Source organism: Xinfangfangia pollutisoli (assembly GCF_020179405.1).
GTDB lineage: Bacteria > Pseudomonadota > Alphaproteobacteria > Rhodobacterales > Rhodobacteraceae > Pseudogemmobacter > Pseudogemmobacter pollutisoli.
In genome coordinates, this window is the sequence record NZ_JAICBZ010000082.1 from 1 (window position 1) to 16,591 (window position 16,591).

Sequence of the window (16,591 nt, forward strand, 5' to 3'; positions counted from 1 at the left end):
ACCGCGCCGAAGCCTGCCGCGACAAAGATCGCCGCGGCGCCGTAGAACGGGCCGCGCTGCGGCGCCCGCGCGCCGGGCTTGCCCGCGGGCCGGCCCAGCGCCATCCGCGCCAGAACGCCGTCCCGGTCGATCAGCGCATGTTTCACCGCGCCCAGGATATGCAGCGCCAAGGTGGCGATCAGCAATTTGGAAAACAGCCAATGCGTGGCCCCGGCCAGCGCCGCCAGCGCTTCGGATTTCGGCACGAAGGGCAGGCCCTGGCCGAAGGGCCAAAGGATCGGCGCGAATCCGTCCAAGGCTGCGTGATGCACCCAGCCCGAGAGCGGCAGCATCACCAGGCAGATGTACAAAAGCCAATGCACCAGCGCGGCCAGGAATGTCTCAAGCCGGCGGTCGGGATGGACCGGCACGGGATGCGGCTGCAGCAGCGCCGACACGATGCGCGCCAGCGCCAGCAGCAGCACCGCCACACCCAGCGTCTTGTGCAGGGAAAACAGCCAGGCCTTCTGGGCCAGCGCCTGGGACGTGTCATAGGGCAGGCGCTCGGCGATCAGGCCCAGGGGGATATTGGCCAGGATCAGCAGGGCGGTCAGCCAATGCAGGCTGCGGGCAAGCGCGCCATAGCTGCGCGAGGTGTTCTGGGCGGGCATGCGGGTCTCCGTTCGGGGTTGGCGCTGCCTAGCACGCTTCGCGCGGGCGGGGATGTGACCTGAGGCACAGGCGCTGTGCGAAGATCGCCGGACACGCGCGGCGATTGCGGGGGCGGGGCGGCTCTTGTATGCCGGGGAAGGGACAAGAAGGGGAAGAAGATGAGCCGCGCATTCGTGTTTCCGGGCCAGGGCGCCCAGGCGGTCGGCATGGGCAAGGCCCTGGCCGAGGCCTATCCGGCGGCAAAGGCCGTGTTCGACGAGGTGGATGAGGCGCTGGGCGAAAAGCTGTCGGCGCTGATCTGGGAGGGCGATATCGCCGAGCTGACGCTGACCCAGAACGCCCAGCCGGCACTGATGGCCACCTCGATGGCGGCATTGGCGGCGCTGGGGGCCGAGGGGATCACGGTCGAAAGCCATGCGGCCTTCGTGGCGGGGCATTCCTTGGGCGAATATTCGGCCCTGTGCGCCGCGGGCGCGCTGAGCCTTTCCGACACGGCGCGGCTGTTGCGGATCCGCGGGTTGGCGATGCAAGAGGCGGTGCCGGTGGGCGTGGGCGCGATGGCGGCGCTGCTGGGCCTGGATTTCGCAACCGCGATGGAGGTGGCGGAGGCCGCCGCCCAGGGCGAGGTCTGCCAGGCCGCGAATGACAATGATCCGGCGCAGGTCGTCGTCTCGGGCCACAAGGCCGCGGTCGAGCGCGCCGTGGTGCTGGCCAAGGAGCGCGGCGCCAAGCGGGCGCTGATGCTGCCGGTCAGCGCGCCCTTCCATTGCGCGCTGATGCAGCCCGCCGCCCATAAGATGGCCGAGGCGCTGGCGGCGGTGGTCATTCACAAGCCGGTGGTGCCGGTCGTGGCCAATGTGCGGGCCGAGGCGATCTCGGAACCGGATCGCTTCTATGACCTATTGGTGGCGCAGGTGACCGGCTCGGTCCGCTGGCGCGAAAGCGTCTTGTGGATGGAGACGGCGGGCGTCAGCGAATATTGGGAGATCGGCGCGGGCAAGGCCCTGTCGGGGATGATCAAGCGGATCGTCGGCGGCGAGGTGGTGCTGAAGGCGGTGGGCACGCCCGAGGATGTGGCGGCGGTTCGGGGCTAGGCGCGATTTTTCGGCGAAAAATCGGCCCCGGGCGGGATGGGTTTCGTGGGGCGGAGGCCCCGGGGGCTCTGCAACCGATGGCGTCGCACAGGCGCCCCCGGGGTATTTATGAGACAGATGAAAGAGGAAGGTCTGCCATGTTCGATCTGACGGGGAAATGCGCGTTGGTCACCGGCGCGTCGGGCGGGATCGGGGCCGAGATCGCCCGCGCGCTGCACGGCGCGGGGGCCACGGTCGGGCTGTCGGGCACCCGGGTCGAGCCTTTGGAGGCGCTGGCTGCGGAATTGGGCGGGCGGGCGCATGTGCTGGCCTGCAACCTTTCGGCGCCCGATGAGGTGGAAGCGCTGGTCAAGCGCGCGGCCGAGGCGATGGGGGCGGTGGATGTGCTGGTCAACAATGCCGGCATCACCCGCGACGGTCTGGCGATGCGGATGTCGGATGACGACTGGCAAGCGGTGATCGACGTGAACCTGACCGCCGCCTTCCGGCTGTGCCGGGCGGCGATCCGCGGCATGATGAAGGCGCGCTGGGGGCGGATCGTGAATATCTCGTCCGTGGTGGGCCAGACCGGCAATGCGGGGCAGGTGAACTATGCCGCCTCGAAGGCGGGGCTGGTCGGCCTGTCCAAGTCGCTGGCGGCCGAAGTGGCCAGCCGGGGGATCACGGTCAACTGCGTGGCGCCGGGCTTCATCGAGACGGCGATGACCGACAAGCTGAACGAGACGCAGCGGGCGGGCATCCTGGGGGCGGTGCCCGCGGGCCGGATGGGCACGCCGGCCGAGATCGCCGCGGCGGTGCTGTATCTGGCCTCGGCCGAGGCGGGCTACGTCACCGGCGCGACGCTGCATGTCAATGGCGGCATGGCGATGGTATAGTTTGCCGCGCGAAGCGACGCGCGCCATGGAAAGCGTTTGCCTTGCGGCAAGGCTGTTGCTATAGCGCGCGCCAGAATCCGGGGCTTTCCCGGGAAGACCCGGAAAGAGGTTCCGGGAAGGCGCCCCTAGCCGGGCAGGAACGTCAGACCGGGGGAAACCCCCGTAACGAAGGTAGAGGATCAAATGAGCGATATCGCCGAGCGCGTGAAGAAGATCGTCGTCGAGCATCTGGGCGTCGAAGCGGAAAAGGTGACCGAGAACGCCTCGTTCATCGACGACCTGGGCGCGGATTCGCTGGACACGGTCGAGCTGGTCATGGCCTTCGAGGAAGAGTTCGGGATCGAGATCCCGGATGACGCCGCCGAAACCATCCAGACCTTCGGCGATGCGGTCTCCTTCATCTCGAAGGCCGCCTGAGCCATTTCTTCCCCGATGGGAAGCGGAAGGGGTGCCGGTTCGGCGCCCCTTTTGTTTTGCCCCGGGGCCCGGGGCTGTTTTGCCAGCGGCCGGGGGCCGGCGCAGGCTTGTCAAGCGGCGCAGGCGCGGGCCATCCTGTCGCGGCAGCAGACAGGAGGGCGGCAGATGGCGTTGTTGGGAACGATGTTCGGCGCGGGCGAGGTGGACACCTTCCTTGGCCTGCCCGCCTGCCGCGACCTGTCGCGGCTTGCCGCCAAGATCGCGCTGATCGGGGCGGATGGCTGCACGCCCTATCCTTCGGTCGGCTTCTATTGTGCGGGCGGGCCGGCGGCGATCCGGGCCGGGGCGGCGGGCTATGCGGCGAATCTGCTGCATGTGAACTTCGATCTGGGCGGGCCGATCTTTCCCGGCGCGGTCGATGCGGTCGATGCGGGCGATCTGCCGCAAGACGAAGGCGATCCGGCGGGCAACCGGGCGCGGATCTTCGGCGCGGTCAGCCAGGTGCTGGACCGCGGCGGCGTGCCCTTCCTGATCGGCGGCGACGATTCGCTGCCGATCCCGATGCTTGAGGCCTTCGGCGCCCGCGACCGCGACATCCACATCCTGCAGATCGACGCCCATATCGACTGGCGCGACGAGGTGGGGGGCGAAAGGCTGGGCCTGTCCTCGACCATGCGGCGCGCCAGCGAGATGGGCCATGTCGCGGGGATCGTGCAGGTGGGCTGCCGCGGCATCGGCAGCGCCCGGCCGGGCGATCTGGAGGATGCGCTGGACTGGGGCGTGGAATTCGTGCCCGCGGGCGAGGCCGTGCGCGGCGGCATCGGCCGGGCGGTGGATCTGATCCCGGAAGGCGCCGAGGTGATCATCTGCCTTGATCTTGATGCGCTGGACCCTTCGGTCATGCCGGCGGTGATCGGGCGGACGGCCGGGGGCCTGGGCTATTGGCAGGTGCTGGAGCTGATCGCCGGCGTGGCCGAGAAGGCGCGGATCGCGGGGTTCGACATGGTGGAATTCATGCCCGAGCGCGATATCGACGGCCAGGGCGCCACGGTGGCGGCACAGCTTCTGGCGGCGGTCATGGGCATCGTGGCGCGGCAGGTCTGAGCCGTGGAGATCCCGGTCCTTCTTACCGACAGGCTGCGGCTGCGCGGCTTCACCGCGGCGGATTTCCCGGCCTTTGCCGCGCTCTGGGCCGATCCGGCGGTGGTGCGCCACATCCTGCCCGCGCCGCGCGACGCGGCGGCCAGCTGGCGGGCCTTCCTGCTGAATGCCGGCAGCTGGGCGATCTGCGGCTATGGCGAATGGGCGGTCTGCCGGCGCGACACCGATGCGGTGATCGGGCTGGCGGGGTTCTTCAATGCCGGGCGCGGCTTGGGCGCCGATGTGGACGCGCTGCCGGAATGCGGCTGGATGCTGATGCCATCGGCCTGGGGCCAGGGCTTCGCGTCCGAAGCCGCCCGGGCCGCGCATCGCTGGTTCGACGCCTCGGGCCAAGGCCCGGCCTCGGTGGCGCTGATCGAGACCGGCCATTCCGGCTCGGAACGGATCGCCGCGGCGCTGGGCTACCAGCCGCTGCGCAGCCCCGCGATGGAGGGCCCGCCGGTCACGCTGTACCGGCGCGGCTAAACGCCCCCGGCGCGCGCGGGGCGGCAGCCGTGGCTGCCTCCGGCGGGGATATTTGCGCAGAGAGGAAGGCCCGAACCTTCTTCTGCCTGCGGCCTTCCTCTCTGCATAAATATCCCGGGGTCCGGGGCAGAGCCCCGGCACGCCGCGCGGCTATTCGGCGGCGATCTTGATCACCGGCTCCATGCTGGCCAGCTCTTCGGCCGAGAGGTGGCACTTGATCTGATGGCCGCCGGCCAGCTTCTGCACCGGCGGCATCTCGCGCTCGCACAGGCCGCCGGGGACATGGCTTTTCCAGCGGCAGCGGGTCTGGAACGGGCAGCCGGGGGGCGGGTTCATCGCCGAGGGAATGTCGCCCTCCAGCACGATCCGCTTGCGGGTGACATGCGGATCGGCGATCGGCACGGCGGAAAGCAGCGCCTCGGTATAGGGGTGATAGGGCGGCGCGAAGACCTGATCGGTGGTGCCCATTTCCACCACATGGCCCAGATACATCACCATGACCCGGTCCGACAGGTAACGCACGATCGACAGGTCATGGCTGATGAACAGAAGCGTGGTCTTGTTCTCGCGCTGGATGTCCATCAGCAGGTCGGTGACCGCGGCTTGCACGCTGACATCCAGCGCCGAGACGGGCTCATCCGCGACCACCACCTTCGCCCCGCCGGCAAAGGCGCGCGCGATGCCGACGCGCTGCTTCTGCCCGCCCGACAATTGCCGCGGCATGCGGTCGGCAAAGGCGCGGGGCAGTTTCACCAGATCCAGAAGGTCCAGCATCATCCGCTTGCGGTCGGCGTCGCTGTCGCCCTTGCCGAAGATCTCCAGCGCCCGGATGATCTGCCGGCCCACCGTCATCGAGGGGTTCAGCGTGTCGAACGGGTTCTGGAACACCATCTGCACCTTCGACACCGTATCGGCGCCGCGCTTCTGGATCGGGGTCGATTGCACGTTCTCGTCAAACAGCATGATCGAGCCGGCGGTCGCGGTTTCCAGCCCCATCAGCACCTTGGCGAAGGTCGACTTGCCGCAGCCCGACTCGCCCACGATGGCCAGCGTCTCGCCCTCATGCGCCTCGAAGCTGAGCGTTTCATTGGCCTTCACCACCTTGGTCACGCCGCCGCCGAAGGCGCCGGTCGAGACAGAGTAGTATTTCTGCAGATCCTCCATCTTCAGGACGACCTTGCCCATCGGCGCCTTCTCGCGGATCTTCTGCGCCCGGGGCGGGGCCGACCAGTCGATCTCGTCCCATTTCAGGCAGCGCGTGGCATGGCGGTCGGTGCCGGGCACCGGCTCCATCGCGATCTCATGCGCGTCGCAGCGGCCCTTTTCGAAATAGTCGCAGCGCGGGCCGAAATTGCAGCCCGGCGGGCGTTCATGCGGCAGGGGGAAATTGCCGGGGATCGAGACCAGCGGGCGCGCATTCTTGTCGGCGCCGGGCAGCGGGATCGACCGGAACAGCGCCTGCGTATAGGGGTGGCGCATTTCGGTGAAGACCTGCGCCACATTGCCGGTTTCCACCGCCTCGCCGGAATACATCACGCAGATGCGGTCGCAGACATCCAGCACCAGGCCCAGATTGTGCGAGATGAACAGCATCGACGTGCCGTATTTATGGCCCAGATCCTTGACCAGATCGACGATCCCGGCCTCGACCGTCACATCCAGCGCGGTGGTGGGCTCGTCCAGGATCAGCAGCGCGGGCTTGGCCATCAGCGCCATGGCGATGACGATGCGCTGCTGCTGGCCGCCCGACAGCTGATGCGGATAGGCCTGCAGGATGCGGTCGGGATCGGGCAGGCGCACATCGGCGACGATCTGGCGCGCCAGCGCCCAGGCCTGCGCCTTGGCCATGCCCTGATGGATCATCGGCACTTCGGCCAGCTGGGCGCCGATCTTCATCGCCGGGTTCAGGCTGGCCATCGGCTCCTGGTAGATCATCGCGATTTCCGAGCCGCGCAGCTTGCGCAGCTCTTCCTCGGACATCGTGGTCAGGTCGCGGCCCTTGAAGCGGATCGCGCCACCGGTGATCCGCCCGGTCTTGCCCAGATCGCGCATCACCGCCAAGGCCACGGTCGACTTGCCGCAGCCGGATTCGCCCACCAGCCCCATCGCCTCGCCTGGCATGACGGTGCAGGAGAAATCCATCACCGCCGGAATTTCGCGCAGGCGGGTGAAGAAGGAGATCGAGAGGTTCTCGATTTCGAGGATCGGTTTCGACGGGTCCCAATCGGCCATGGGCATGCTCCTTTGGCGAAGGGTGGACGGGGGCGGGAAAGGGCGGACTGGGGGCCAGCCCCCGGACCCCCGGGATATTCAGACAGAGAGGAAGGCGGCGGGGCGGGGCATCAGTCTTTCAGGCTTTCTTCGCGCAAGCCGTCGGCCAGAAGGTTGAGGCCAAGGACGAGGCTCATCAGCGCGATGGCGGGGACAAGGGCGGGATGCGGGAAGATCGCCAAGAGCTTGCGGCCATCGTCGATCGTCGAGCCCCAGTCAGGGCTTTCGGGCGAGACGCCCAGGCCGAAGAAGCCCAGCGTGCCCAGAAGGATGGTGGTATAGCCGATGCGCAGGCAGAAATCGACGATCAGCGGCCCGCGGGCATTGGGCAGGATTTCCCACAGCATGATGTACCAGGGGCTTTCGCCGCGGGTCTGGCCGGCGGCCACATAGTCGCGCGCCTTGATGTCCATCACCAGGCCGCGGACGATGCGGAAGACCCCGGGCGAATTCACGAAGACGACCGAGACGAAGACGTTCAGAAGGTTCGGGCTCATCGCGAAGATGCCGGTCGGGTCGGCGTTGAAGGCAAGCCCCGCATAGGCCCAAAGCCCCAGCGCCAGCGTCAGGCCGACATAAAGATTGCGCCGCGGCGGATCGGTCTTGTAGCGGGCGTTGAACAGGATGGCGAAGAACAGGATCGGGAACAGGAACAGCACGGCCGCGAAATACATCGGCAGGCCGGTCTGCACGATCTCGGGCGTGACCAGCAGGTAGAACAGCAGGATCACCGGGAAGGCCAGGACCAGATTGGCCAGGAAGGACAGCGAGGTGTCCAGCTTGCCGCCGAAATAGCCCGCGGGCAGGCCCAGCGTGACACCCACCATGAAGGCGAAGAGCGTGGCGGCCGGGGCGATCTTCAGCACTTCGCGCGCGCCCATCACCATGCGCGAGAACACGTCGCGTGCCAGGGAATCGCCGCCGAACAGGTAGTGGGAATAGGCGCCCTCGACCGGGGTTTTCAGCGGGCTGCCGGGCAGGGCGTTCTTCATGCCCGACAGCTGGGCCAGCGGGTCAAAGGTGATGATCTGCGTCGCGAAGATCGCGGTGAAGACCCAGAACAGCACGATCCCGAGCCCGATCATGCCGACATTCGATTCGAAAAGCCGGCCATACAGGCCCAGCCGGCGCTTGAAGCCGATCGACAGGGCAAAGGTCGCGGCCAGGGCGATCCAGACCGGCAGAAGGCGCCAGGCGGCGTGACCGAGAAGGGCGGGCCAGGAGAGGGGATCCATATGCGCTCCTCAGCTCAGCCGGATGCGGGGGTTCAGGAAGACATAGCCGATGTCGGAAATCAGCTGCGTCACCAGGACGACGAAGACGGCCACCACCGAACAGGCCAGCAGGAGCTGGATGTCGTTGTTGCCGGCCGCCTGCACCAGCGTCCAGCCGAAGCCCTTGTAGTTGAACAGGGTTTCCACGATCACGACGCCGTTCAGCAGCCAGGGGAATTGCAGCATGATCACCGTGAAGGGCGCGATCAGCGCGTTGCGCAGCGCGTGCTTCATCACGACGTTGCGGAAGGACACGCCCTTGAGGCGCGCGGTGCGGATGTACTGCTGGGTCATCACTTCGGTCATCGAGGCGCGGGTCATCCGGGCGATATAGCCGATGCCGTAAAGCGCGATGGTCAGGACGGGCAGGGCGAAGTTCCAGAAGGTGATCTTGTCCATGGCGCTGGTCGCAGTGCCCTGGAACAGGGTCTTGCCCGAGATCCAGCCCATCTCGGCCAGCAGGGGCGAAATCCCCGCCGTGGCGCTGGCAAACAGCGCGATGAAGATCACCCCCGAGACATATTCCGGCGTCGCGGTCGAGGCGATGGCGAAGGTCGACAGGACGCGGTCGGTGCGGCTGCCCTCGCGCATGCCCGACAGCACGCCCAGGATCAGCGCCGTCGGCACCATGACGATCATCACCCAAAGCATCAGCCAGCTGGTATGCCCAAGCGAGCGGCCCAGAACCTGGTCGACCGGCTGCTTGAACACCGTCGACCAGCCCCAGTTGCCCTGCAGCAGGCCGCAGAAGCGCGGCGCGGTCTCGACGGTCAGGCCCTGGGTCAGGCAGCGGCCGCGGGTGGTGCCATCCTCGGCGGTGATCACCCAGCCCGGCGCCACGCCCAGCCATTCGCCATAGCGGATCAGCATCGGCCGGCCAAAGCCGTTTCCGGCAAGCCAGCTGTCAACCTGGTCATCGGTCATCCGCGCCGAAGCTTCGGATTTCGCAAGCTTTTCCAGGTTTGGCGGCAGGTTGGTCAGGCTGAAGACCAGAAAGGTCAGCACCAGAGCGGTCAGGATCATCACGCCGATGCGGCGCAGCACAAAGGAAAGCATGGCTTAACCTTCCCGAAGGGCAGGGGCGGGACGGGGTGTCCCGGGGGGGGAATGGCTTGGCAAAAAAGCCCCGCCCGGTGATCGGGCGGGGCGCGGGTGGACCTAGGCGGTCCAGTGCCACTTGTAATGGTGATGCTCGAAGGTCGCGTGCATCTCGACCCCGCCCAGCTTCGGATCGGCATGGCGGAAGAGCGAGCGCCAGTAGGACTGGATCAGAACCCCCTGCTCCTGCATGATCTCTTCCAGCCGCTTCATCACCACGCGGCGCTTGTCGGCATCGGAAATCGCCAGCGCCTCGGTCAGCTTGGTGTCGAATTCCTCATTCGAGAAGGCGGTCTCGTTCCAGGCCTCGCCGGTGCGGTAGGCGGCGGCCAAGACCTGGACGCCAAGCGGGCGCATGTTCCATTCCGTGGCGCTGAACGGGTATTTCGTCCAGTCGTTCCAGAAGGTCGAGCCCGGCATGACCGTGCGCTTGATGTTGATGCCGGCATCGCGGATCTGGGCCGCGACCGTGTCGCAGGTGGCGGCCTGCCAGTCATCGTCCAGCGAAATCAGCTCGAATTCGAAATCGGCGCGGCCCGCCGCCGCGATCATTTCCTTGGCCTTGGCCGGATCTGTGACCAGGGGCGGAAGTTCGGCATATTCGGGGTGGATCGGGCAGACATGGTGGTTTTCCGCCACTTTGCCCAGGCCCGCATAGCCCAGTTCCAGAACGACCGCATTGTCGACCGCCATGCACAGCGCCTTGCGCACGTTCACGTCCTTGAACTCTTCGGCCAGCTGGTTAAAGCGCACCGCCAGCGTGGCCGAGGTGGTGGCTTCGGTCTTGGCCCAGCCCAGCGCGTCAAGCTGTTCGATGAAATCGCCCTGGGTCTGGTAGGTGGCGTCGATCTCGCCCGAGCCGGCGGCATTCACCCAGGCCGAGGGATCGGTGCCCAGGTCGATATATTCGATCCGGTCCAGATAGGGCCCGCCATAGACCGCGGTGCCCCACCATTCGCCCTCGCGCTTGACCAGCACCTGCTTGATGCCGACATCGTTCTGCTCGGGCATATAGGGGCCGGTGCCGATCGGGTTCACCGACGGATCGCCATTGTCATAGGTCTTGTGCACCACCCCTGCCGGATAATCGGCGCAGCTGGCGATCAGCGCGATGTCGGGCTGGCTGAGCTTGACCGTCAGCGTCAGCGGATCGACCACGACCAGCGCATCGGCGCGGACCTTCTTGCTGTCGGCATCCTGGATGCCGGCCATGCGGCCCGACATCGAATTGCCCTCGACCGTGCCATCGGCCCAGCGCGCCAGGTTGTTGGCCACGTCCTCGGCGGTGAAATCATCGCCATTCGACCATTTCACGCCCGGGCGGACCTTCAGCGTGTATTCGGTGGCATCGTCATTCGTGGTCCAGCTTTCCAGAAGCATGCCACGGATCGTGCCGTCATTGTTGTATTCGACCAGATATTCCAGCCAGCCGCGGGTGAAGTTGGCGATCTGGCTCCAGTCGGCGGTGCGCGGGTCCTTCAGGCCCTTGGTTTCCATCGACATGCGCAGCGTGCCGCCGGCCTGGGGCGCGGCCTGGGCCTGGGCGGGGGCGGAAAGCCCGATCATCCCATAGGCGGCGGCGGCCGAGACGCCCAGCGCCGTGGTGCGGGCCAGGAATTCGCGCCGGCTGAGATCGCCCGCGCGATACTCGTCGGCATACATGCGGGCGGCCGGATGAACGGGCTTCGCCTCGGTCTTTGTCAGCATTCCTTTGTCTCCCTGTCAGGCACGGATTCGGGCGGCGGTTCGGCCGCGCTGGTGCGAAAAGGAATGCGCCCCTGGTCCTTCGGACGATGTCCGGGCTCCGACTTGAACGTCGGACGGCTGCAGGCCTTTCCGCAGCCATTGCGCATCTTTTCGGCCCGCGCGTCAACGGTCATATCGGACACGTCATCACGCGTTTGCGACACGAAACTTCCATATACGACATTGATATGTCGCAAACAGACTTTGCCCGCTGCGACTGCAAAGGTCAACCCGAAGGCCGGAACGGATTGAAGCACCGCGGAAATTCCCGCGGCTTCCGCAGCACTTCCTGGGGGTTTCGGCAGGGTGCAGCACGGCTGACGGCATTGTGTCTGCCCGTCAGCGCGGCCTGAGCGGCCTGTCGCAAAACGCCTTACGAGGCGCGGCGGAAGGCCGTGGGCGAGGTGCCGGTCAGATGCTGGAAAGCGCGTGTGAAATAGGCAGCCGAGGTAAAGCCCAGATCCGAGGCGATCTGGCGCACCGGCGCCTTGGTTTCCGACAGAAGCCGGCGCGCCTCGAACAGTCGGCGGTCCTGCAGCAAGGCGCTGGCCGGCCGCCCGCAGGCGGATTTGCAGCAGCGCGTCAGATGGGTCGGCGTGACGCCCAGGGCCGCGGCAAATTCGGCCACGCCATGGCCGCTGCGGAAATCGCGTTCCAAAAGCGAGGTATAGCGCGCCACCAGCCGGCGGGTGGCGTCGGGGCGGGGCTGGTCGGCCTCGGCCTTGCGGGCCTGGCGTTCGATCCAGACCCCCATCAGCCCCAGATAATGCCGCGTCGCCCGGTCATGCGCCGGGGTGTCGCTGGTCATCTCGCGCAGGATCGAATCGAGCAGCAGGTTCAACTCCTGCTGGGCATGCACTTCGCGGATGCGCAGATGCAGCGGCTGGCTGGGCAGCGTCACGTCGCTGTCGCGGCCGAAGAACACCGCGGTGCCGAAGACCTGCGGGCCGACCTCGAATCCATGCATCACGCCCGGCGGGATGAAGATGCCGTTGTTCGCCGTATAGCCGCGCGTCACGCCCGCCACGGTCACCCGGCCCTGGCCCTTGGTGAACCACAGGAAGCAGGGTTCCGACAGGGCGCGCATCGCCTCGACCCGCCAGCGGCCGCCGGCCGCAAGCCGCGGGATCGCCACAAGGCGCAGTTGCGAAGAAGAGGCAAGCTCGGGCATGGGATCGGTCCGGGTTCAGGTTACTTCAGGTTAACGAGCCATGCCCCGCAAACCAAAGCGAAAAATGCCGAAAGGGGGCAAAGTTTTCCACAGGGTGGCCGGAAAGCTGTGGACAAGCACCCACCCGGTGGCGGAGGGACGCCTAGGGCAGGCTGATGCTGCGCCAGTCGCCCATCCGGGCGCGGAACCAGCTGCGCTGGCGCTTGGCATAGCGGCGCGAGGCCAGCTGGGCGGCGGCGATCGCCTGGTCCAGATCCGTCTCGCCGCGCAGATGCGCGATCAGCTCGGGCGCGCCGATGGCACGGGACGAGGGCAGGTTGGGCTGCCACAGCGGCAGGGTGTCGCGCGCCTCGTCCAGCGCGCCTGCGTCGATCATGGCGTGAAAGCGCGCGTCGATCCGGGCATTCAGCCAGGCCACATCGGGGCGCAGCACCAGTGCCTCGGCCTGCGCGACCGGCAGGGCCGGCGCGGGCGTGTCGGCCTGCCAGGCGGCCAGGCCCCGGCCGGTCGCGCGCAGCACCTCCCAGGCGCGCTGCACCCGGGCGGGGTTGCGCAGATCGGTGCGCGCCGCCGTTTCGGCATCAAGCCCGGCCAGCATCGCCGCGAAGTCTGCCGCGCGCAGCGCATCGGCCTCGGCCCGCACGGCGGGCGGCACCGGCGGCACCTCGGCCAGCCCCTCGGTCAGGGCCGAGAAATACAGGCCCGTCCCGCCCACGATCACCACCGGCCGGTCCAGAAGCCGCAGCACCTCGCGCAGCCAATGGCCGACCGAATAGGCCGTGTCGCGCCCGACATGGCCGTAAAGCGCATGGGGCAGGGCCGCTTCCTCGGCGAGGCTTGGCCGCGCGCTCAGCACCCGCCAGCAGCCATAGACCTGCAGCGCATCGGCATTGACGATCAGCCGCCCGTCGCGCGCCGCCAAGGCCATGGCCAGCGCCGATTTGCCACTGGCGGTGGGCCCGGCGATCAGCACCGGCCTTTCGCGGGAGATCGCGGCAAGAAGCGCCTGTTCCTTCATCTTGATGCGTCTTCTCCGGCGGGGGGCGGCGGGACTTGGGCCCAAGGCCCCGCGCCGCCGCTTGTCACAGGTTGAACCGGCGCCGGTTTTCCCCCATTTTGCGCCGCGATCCAAGTCCCAGCCCAAATAAGGGGGTCCCCATGTCCAGTGCCGCAACCGCGCCCGCTGTCAAATATAGCCGCGTCATGCTGAAGATCTCGGGCGAAGCGCTGATGGGGGAGCTGGGCTATGGCCTGCACCCGCCCACCGTGCAGCGCATCGCGGCCGAGGTGAAGTCGGTGCATGATCTGGGGGTCGAGATCTGCATGGTGATCGGCGGCGGCAATATCTTCCGCGGGCTGGCCGGCTCGGCCCAGGGGATGGAGCGGACGACGGCGGATTACATGGGGATGCTGGCCACGGTGATGAATGCGCTGGCGATGCAATCGGCGATGGAGGAGCTGGGAATCCATACCCGGGTGATCAGCGCCATCCCGATGGATCAGGTCTGCGAGCCCTATATCCGCCGTCGCGCGGTGCGCCACCTGGAAAAGAAGCGGGTCTGCATCTTCGCCGCCGGCACCGGAAACCCCTATTTCACCACCGACACCGCCGCCACGCTGCGCGCCAATGAAATGGCCTGCCAGGCGATCTTCAAGGGCACCAAGGTCGATGGGGTCTATGACAAGGATCCGCGCAAGCATGCCGATGCCAAGCGCTATGACATTGTCAGCTATGACGAATGTCTGGAAAAGCATCTGGGCGTGATGGATGCGACCGCGATTGCGCTGGCGCGCGACAATGACCTGCCGATCATCGTCTTCTCGCTGGACGAGCCGGGCGGCTTCCGCGGCATCCTGGCCGGGCAGGGCACCTATACCCGCGTCGAGGGCTGACGCGCCCGGAATTTTCGAAAATTCCGGACCGGAGCCTTTGCAGGCTCCGGTGCGATTTCTTCGAAGAAATCGCCGCCCTGCCCATTGTCGCGCCTTCGCTTTGATTTTCCCGACGACCCCCGCTAGAAGGGGCCAAATCCTAAGGGGCCGAACCCATGTCCGAAGAATTTGAACTCGACACCGTAGACCTGACCCGCCGCATGGAAGGCGCCGTCGCCAGCCTGCGCACCGAATTTGCCAGCCTGCGCACCGGCCGCGCCTCGGGTTCGATGCTGGAGCCGATCCAGGTCGAGGCCTATGGCCAGATGACGCCGATCAACCAGCTGGGCACGGTGAACGTGCCCGAGCCGCGGATGGTCACCATCAATGTCTGGGACAAGGGCATGGTGAACAAGGTCGAGAAGGCGATCCGCGAAAGCGGGCTGGGCATCAATCCGCAGCTGAACGGCACGATCATTATGCTGCCGATCCCGGAACTGAACGAGGAACGCCGCCGCGAGCTGACCAAGGTCGCCGGCCAATATGCCGAACATGCCCGCGTCGCGATCCGCAACCTGCGCCGCGACGGCATGGACCAGATCAAGAAGGCCAAGGCCAATGGCCTGTCCGAGGATGACCAGAAATTCTGGGAAGACGAGGTGCAGGAGATGACCGACAAGTACATCAAGCTGATCGACCAGACGCTTGAGGCGAAACAGCACGAAATCATGCAGGTCTAGACCTCGGTGCCCGCGTCTCAGCCCCAGGCCCGCGCCGCCCGTCATGTCGCCATCATCATGGACGGCAACGGCCGCTGGGCGCAGATGCGCGGCTGGCCGCGGCTGGTCGGCCACCGCAAGGGCGCCGAGCGGGTGAAGCAGATCGTCCGCGCCGCCCCGGATCTGGGCATCAACTGGCTGACGCTTTACGCCTTCTCGACCGAGAACTGGAAACGCTCGACCGAGGAAGTGCTGGGGCTGATGGCGATCTTCGCCCGCTACATCCAGCGCGAGGCCGATGCGATTGCCGGCGACGGGGTGCGGATGCGCTTTATCGGCGACCGTTCGCGGCTGGATCCGAAGCTGCAGCGGCTGATGTCGGGGATCGAGGCCAAGACCGCGCATCTGACCCGGCTGAACCTGACCGTGGCGATCAATTACGGCGGCCGGGACGAGATCTTGCGGGCGATCCGGGCGCTGGCCTGCGAGGCGGCCGAGGGGCGGTTCGATCCGCGCGCGCTGACCGAGGCCGCCTTCACGGCGCGGCTTGATACCGGCGCGCTGCCCGACCCCGATCTGGTGATCCGCACCTCGGGCGAGACGCGGACCTCGAATTTCCTGCCCTGGCAGGCGGCCTATTCCGAATATGAATTCACCGAAACGCTGTGGCCCGATTTCCAGATCGAGGAATTGCGGGCGATCCTGACCCGCTTCTCGAATCGCGAACGCCGCTTCGGCGCGGTCCTGTCATGAGCGGTGTTCCGTCTTCCGGTGGCCGCTGGGCCGATCTGCGGCCGCGGCTTCTGTCGGCTTTGGTGCTGCTGGTCGTGGGCGTGGTGCATGTCTGGATCGGCGGCAAGCTGTTCCTGGCGCTTCTCAGCGTGATCATCGGCCTGATGATCTGGGAATTGGCGCGGATGACGGCGCGTGGCGGGCCGGCCTGGCTGCCGGTGGCGCTGGGCCTGGCGGCGGGGCTGGTTCTGGCGGTGGACGAGGGCGTGGCGCGGTCGCCGGCCTGGCTGCTGTTCCCGCCGGTGGCGCTGGCCATGGTGCTGACGCCGCGGCTTCTGCCCTTGGTCACCGGGGTTCTGACCCTGGCCTATCTGGCGGCGGGCCATGCGATCTTCGTGATCCGCGACGATGCGGGAACGGCGCTGTTCCTGTGGGTGCTGGTCGTGGTGATCGTGTCGGACGTGGCGGGCTATTTCGCCGGGCGCATTCTGGGCGGGCCGAAATTCTGGCCGGCGATCAGCCCGAAAAAGACCTGGTCGGGCACGGTTGCGGGCTGGATCGGCGCGGCGCTGGTGGGGCTTGGCTTCTGGGCCGCGGGGCAGGGCAGCGGGCTGTTGCCGTTCCTGTCGCCCTTCGTGGCCTTTGCAGGCCAGATGGGCGACATCGCCGAAAGCTGGATCAAGCGGCGCGCCGGGGTCAAGGACAGCTCGCACCTGATCCCCGGCCATGGCGGCGTCCTGGACCGTTTCGACGCCCTGTCGGGCGCGGTGCTGTTCGTGGCGGCGCTGCAGCCCCTGGTCTCGCTGATGCAGTTGGCGGGCGGCCCCTGACGATGCGGCGGATTTCCATCTTCGGTGCCACCGGCTCGGTCGGTGAGCAGACGGTCGACCTGATCCTGCGGGCCGGCGGGCCGGCGGCCTTCCAGACGGTCGCGGTGACCGGCGGGCGCAACATCGCGCGTCTGGCCCAGATCGCCCGCAGCCTGCAGGCCGGGATCGCGGTCTGCGGCGATGCGGCGGATCTGCCCGATCTGCGGGCGGCGCTG

Annotated in this window: 16 protein-coding genes and 1 pseudogene; 10 read left to right on the forward strand and 7 right to left on the reverse strand. The window is 67.2% G+C overall.

Features of this window, described 5'->3' with window-relative positions; translation table 11 throughout:
• Positions 1–650, reverse strand: a 650-nt coding sequence (locus K1Y73_RS17975) for a cytochrome b (RefSeq protein ID WP_225029689.1), incomplete at its 3' end; no start/stop codon positions are given.
• Between the two features lie 159 nt (positions 651–809).
• Here K1Y73_RS17975 and fabD point away from each other — a divergent pair.
• The 5 genes from fabD to K1Y73_RS18000 all read left to right on the forward strand — a co-directional run bounded on the left by fabD (position 810) and on the right by K1Y73_RS18000 (position 4,663).
• Complete coding sequence (gene fabD / locus K1Y73_RS17980; protein ID WP_225029690.1) at positions 810–1,745, forward strand: ACP S-malonyltransferase; 936 nt, start codon at positions 810–812, stop codon at positions 1,743–1,745.
• Between the two features lie 137 nt (positions 1,746–1,882).
• A complete protein-coding gene (fabG, locus tag K1Y73_RS17985) occupies positions 1,883–2,620 on the forward strand; it encodes a 3-oxoacyl-[acyl-carrier-protein] reductase (RefSeq protein WP_225029691.1) in 738 nt (245 codons plus the stop codon).
• 183 nt (positions 2,621–2,803) lie between these two features.
• Positions 2,804–3,037: an acyl carrier protein gene (locus K1Y73_RS17990; RefSeq protein WP_225029692.1), complete on the forward strand. Its 234-nt coding sequence runs from the start codon at positions 2,804–2,806 to the stop codon at positions 3,035–3,037.
• A 165-nt stretch (positions 3,038–3,202) separates the two neighbouring features.
• Positions 3,203–4,141 carry an arginase family protein gene (locus K1Y73_RS17995; protein ID WP_225029693.1) on the forward strand — a complete coding sequence of 313 codons (939 nt, stop codon included), beginning with the start codon at positions 3,203–3,205 and terminating at the stop codon, positions 4,139–4,141.
• Between the two features lie 3 nt (positions 4,142–4,144).
• Positions 4,145–4,663, forward strand: coding sequence for a GNAT family N-acetyltransferase (locus K1Y73_RS18000; RefSeq protein ID WP_225029694.1), 519 nt, complete (start codon positions 4,145–4,147; stop codon positions 4,661–4,663).
• A gap of 150 nt (positions 4,664–4,813) precedes the next feature.
• Here the strand turns inward: K1Y73_RS18000 and K1Y73_RS18005 are convergent, their stop codons facing one another.
• The 6 genes from K1Y73_RS18005 to miaA all read right to left on the reverse strand — a co-directional run bounded on the left by K1Y73_RS18005 (position 4,814) and on the right by miaA (position 13,241).
• Positions 4,814–6,895: a dipeptide ABC transporter ATP-binding protein gene (locus K1Y73_RS18005; RefSeq protein WP_225029695.1), complete on the reverse strand. Its 2,082-nt coding sequence runs from the start codon at positions 6,893–6,895 to the stop codon at positions 4,814–4,816.
• Positions 6,896–7,005: 110 nt separating this feature from the next.
• The gene (locus K1Y73_RS18010; protein ID WP_225029696.1) at positions 7,006–8,169 is read right to left on the reverse strand and encodes an ABC transporter permease; all 1,164 of its coding nucleotides are present in this window, start codon (positions 8,167–8,169) and stop codon (positions 7,006–7,008) included.
• Between the two features lie 9 nt (positions 8,170–8,178).
• Positions 8,179–9,264, reverse strand: a complete 1,086-nt coding sequence (locus tag K1Y73_RS18015) for an ABC transporter permease (protein WP_225029697.1) — start codon at positions 9,262–9,264, stop codon at positions 8,179–8,181.
• A gap of 102 nt (positions 9,265–9,366) precedes the next feature.
• Positions 9,367–11,013 carry an ABC transporter substrate-binding protein gene (locus K1Y73_RS18020; protein WP_225029698.1) on the reverse strand — a complete coding sequence of 549 codons (1,647 nt, stop codon included), beginning with the start codon at positions 11,011–11,013 and terminating at the stop codon, positions 9,367–9,369.
• 412 nt (positions 11,014–11,425) lie between these two features.
• Positions 11,426–12,223 carry an AraC family transcriptional regulator gene (locus K1Y73_RS18025; protein WP_225029699.1) on the reverse strand — a complete coding sequence of 266 codons (798 nt, stop codon included), beginning with the start codon at positions 12,221–12,223 and terminating at the stop codon, positions 11,426–11,428.
• Between the two features lie 142 nt (positions 12,224–12,365).
• Positions 12,366–13,241: a tRNA (adenosine(37)-N6)-dimethylallyltransferase MiaA gene (gene miaA / locus K1Y73_RS18030; protein ID WP_225029700.1), complete on the reverse strand. Its 876-nt coding sequence runs from the start codon at positions 13,239–13,241 to the stop codon at positions 12,366–12,368.
• 140 nt (positions 13,242–13,381) lie between these two features.
• Between miaA and pyrH the strand changes: the two genes are divergently transcribed.
• From pyrH to K1Y73_RS18055, 5 genes and pseudogenes are all read left to right on the forward strand, one after another.
• Positions 13,382–14,116: a UMP kinase gene (gene pyrH, locus K1Y73_RS18035; protein WP_225029701.1), complete on the forward strand. Its 735-nt coding sequence runs from the start codon at positions 13,382–13,384 to the stop codon at positions 14,114–14,116.
• Positions 14,117–14,271: 155 nt separating this feature from the next.
• Complete coding sequence (frr, locus tag K1Y73_RS18040) at positions 14,272–14,835, forward strand: ribosome recycling factor (RefSeq protein WP_225029702.1); 564 nt, start codon at positions 14,272–14,274, stop codon at positions 14,833–14,835.
• Positions 14,836–14,892: 57 nt separating this feature from the next.
• A complete protein-coding gene (uppS, locus tag K1Y73_RS18045) occupies positions 14,893–15,567 on the forward strand; it encodes a polyprenyl diphosphate synthase (protein ID WP_404819103.1) in 675 nt (224 codons plus the stop codon).
• Entirely contained in the window at positions 15,564–16,376 is an 813-nt protein-coding gene (locus K1Y73_RS18050) for a phosphatidate cytidylyltransferase (RefSeq protein ID WP_225029704.1), read from the forward strand. Before uppS ends, K1Y73_RS18050 begins: the two co-directional genes overlap by 4 nt.
• A 2-nt stretch (positions 16,377–16,378) precedes the next feature.
• A pseudogene (locus tag K1Y73_RS18055) lies at positions 16,379–16,591 on the forward strand (1-deoxy-D-xylulose-5-phosphate reductoisomerase); the annotation flags it as partial.

Excerpts from the sequence above, each read along its gene's own strand:
- fabD (WP_225029690.1), top strand. The coding sequence starts at position 810 with ATGAGCCGCGCATTCGTGTTTCCGGGCCAGGGCGCCCAGGCGGTCGGC.
- fabG (WP_225029691.1), top strand. The coding sequence starts at position 1,883 with ATGTTCGATCTGACGGGGAAATGCGCGTTGGTCACCGGCGCGTCGGGC.
- K1Y73_RS17990 (WP_225029692.1), top strand. The coding sequence starts at position 2,804 with ATGAGCGATATCGCCGAGCGCGTGAAGAAGATCGTCGTCGAGCATCTG.
- K1Y73_RS17995 (WP_225029693.1), top strand. The coding sequence starts at position 3,203 with ATGGCGTTGTTGGGAACGATGTTCGGCGCGGGCGAGGTGGACACCTTC.
- K1Y73_RS18005 (WP_225029695.1), bottom strand. The coding sequence starts at position 6,895 with ATGGCCGATTGGGACCCGTCGAAACCGATCCTCGAAATCGAGAACCTC.
- K1Y73_RS18010 (WP_225029696.1), bottom strand. The coding sequence starts at position 8,169 with ATGGATCCCCTCTCCTGGCCCGCCCTTCTCGGTCACGCCGCCTGGCGC.
- K1Y73_RS18015 (WP_225029697.1), bottom strand. The coding sequence starts at position 9,264 with ATGCTTTCCTTTGTGCTGCGCCGCATCGGCGTGATGATCCTGACCGCT.
- K1Y73_RS18020 (WP_225029698.1), bottom strand. The coding sequence starts at position 11,013 with ATGCTGACAAAGACCGAGGCGAAGCCCGTTCATCCGGCCGCCCGCATG.
- K1Y73_RS18025 (WP_225029699.1), bottom strand. The coding sequence starts at position 12,223 with ATGCCCGAGCTTGCCTCTTCTTCGCAACTGCGCCTTGTGGCGATCCCG.
- miaA (WP_225029700.1), bottom strand. The coding sequence starts at position 13,241 with ATGAAGGAACAGGCGCTTCTTGCCGCGATCTCCCGCGAAAGGCCGGTG.
- pyrH (WP_225029701.1), top strand. The coding sequence starts at position 13,382 with ATGTCCAGTGCCGCAACCGCGCCCGCTGTCAAATATAGCCGCGTCATG.
- frr (WP_225029702.1), top strand. The coding sequence starts at position 14,272 with ATGTCCGAAGAATTTGAACTCGACACCGTAGACCTGACCCGCCGCATG.
- uppS (WP_404819103.1), top strand. The coding sequence starts at position 14,893 with ATGGACGGCAACGGCCGCTGGGCGCAGATGCGCGGCTGGCCGCGGCTG.
- K1Y73_RS18050 (WP_225029704.1), top strand. The coding sequence starts at position 15,564 with ATGAGCGGTGTTCCGTCTTCCGGTGGCCGCTGGGCCGATCTGCGGCCG.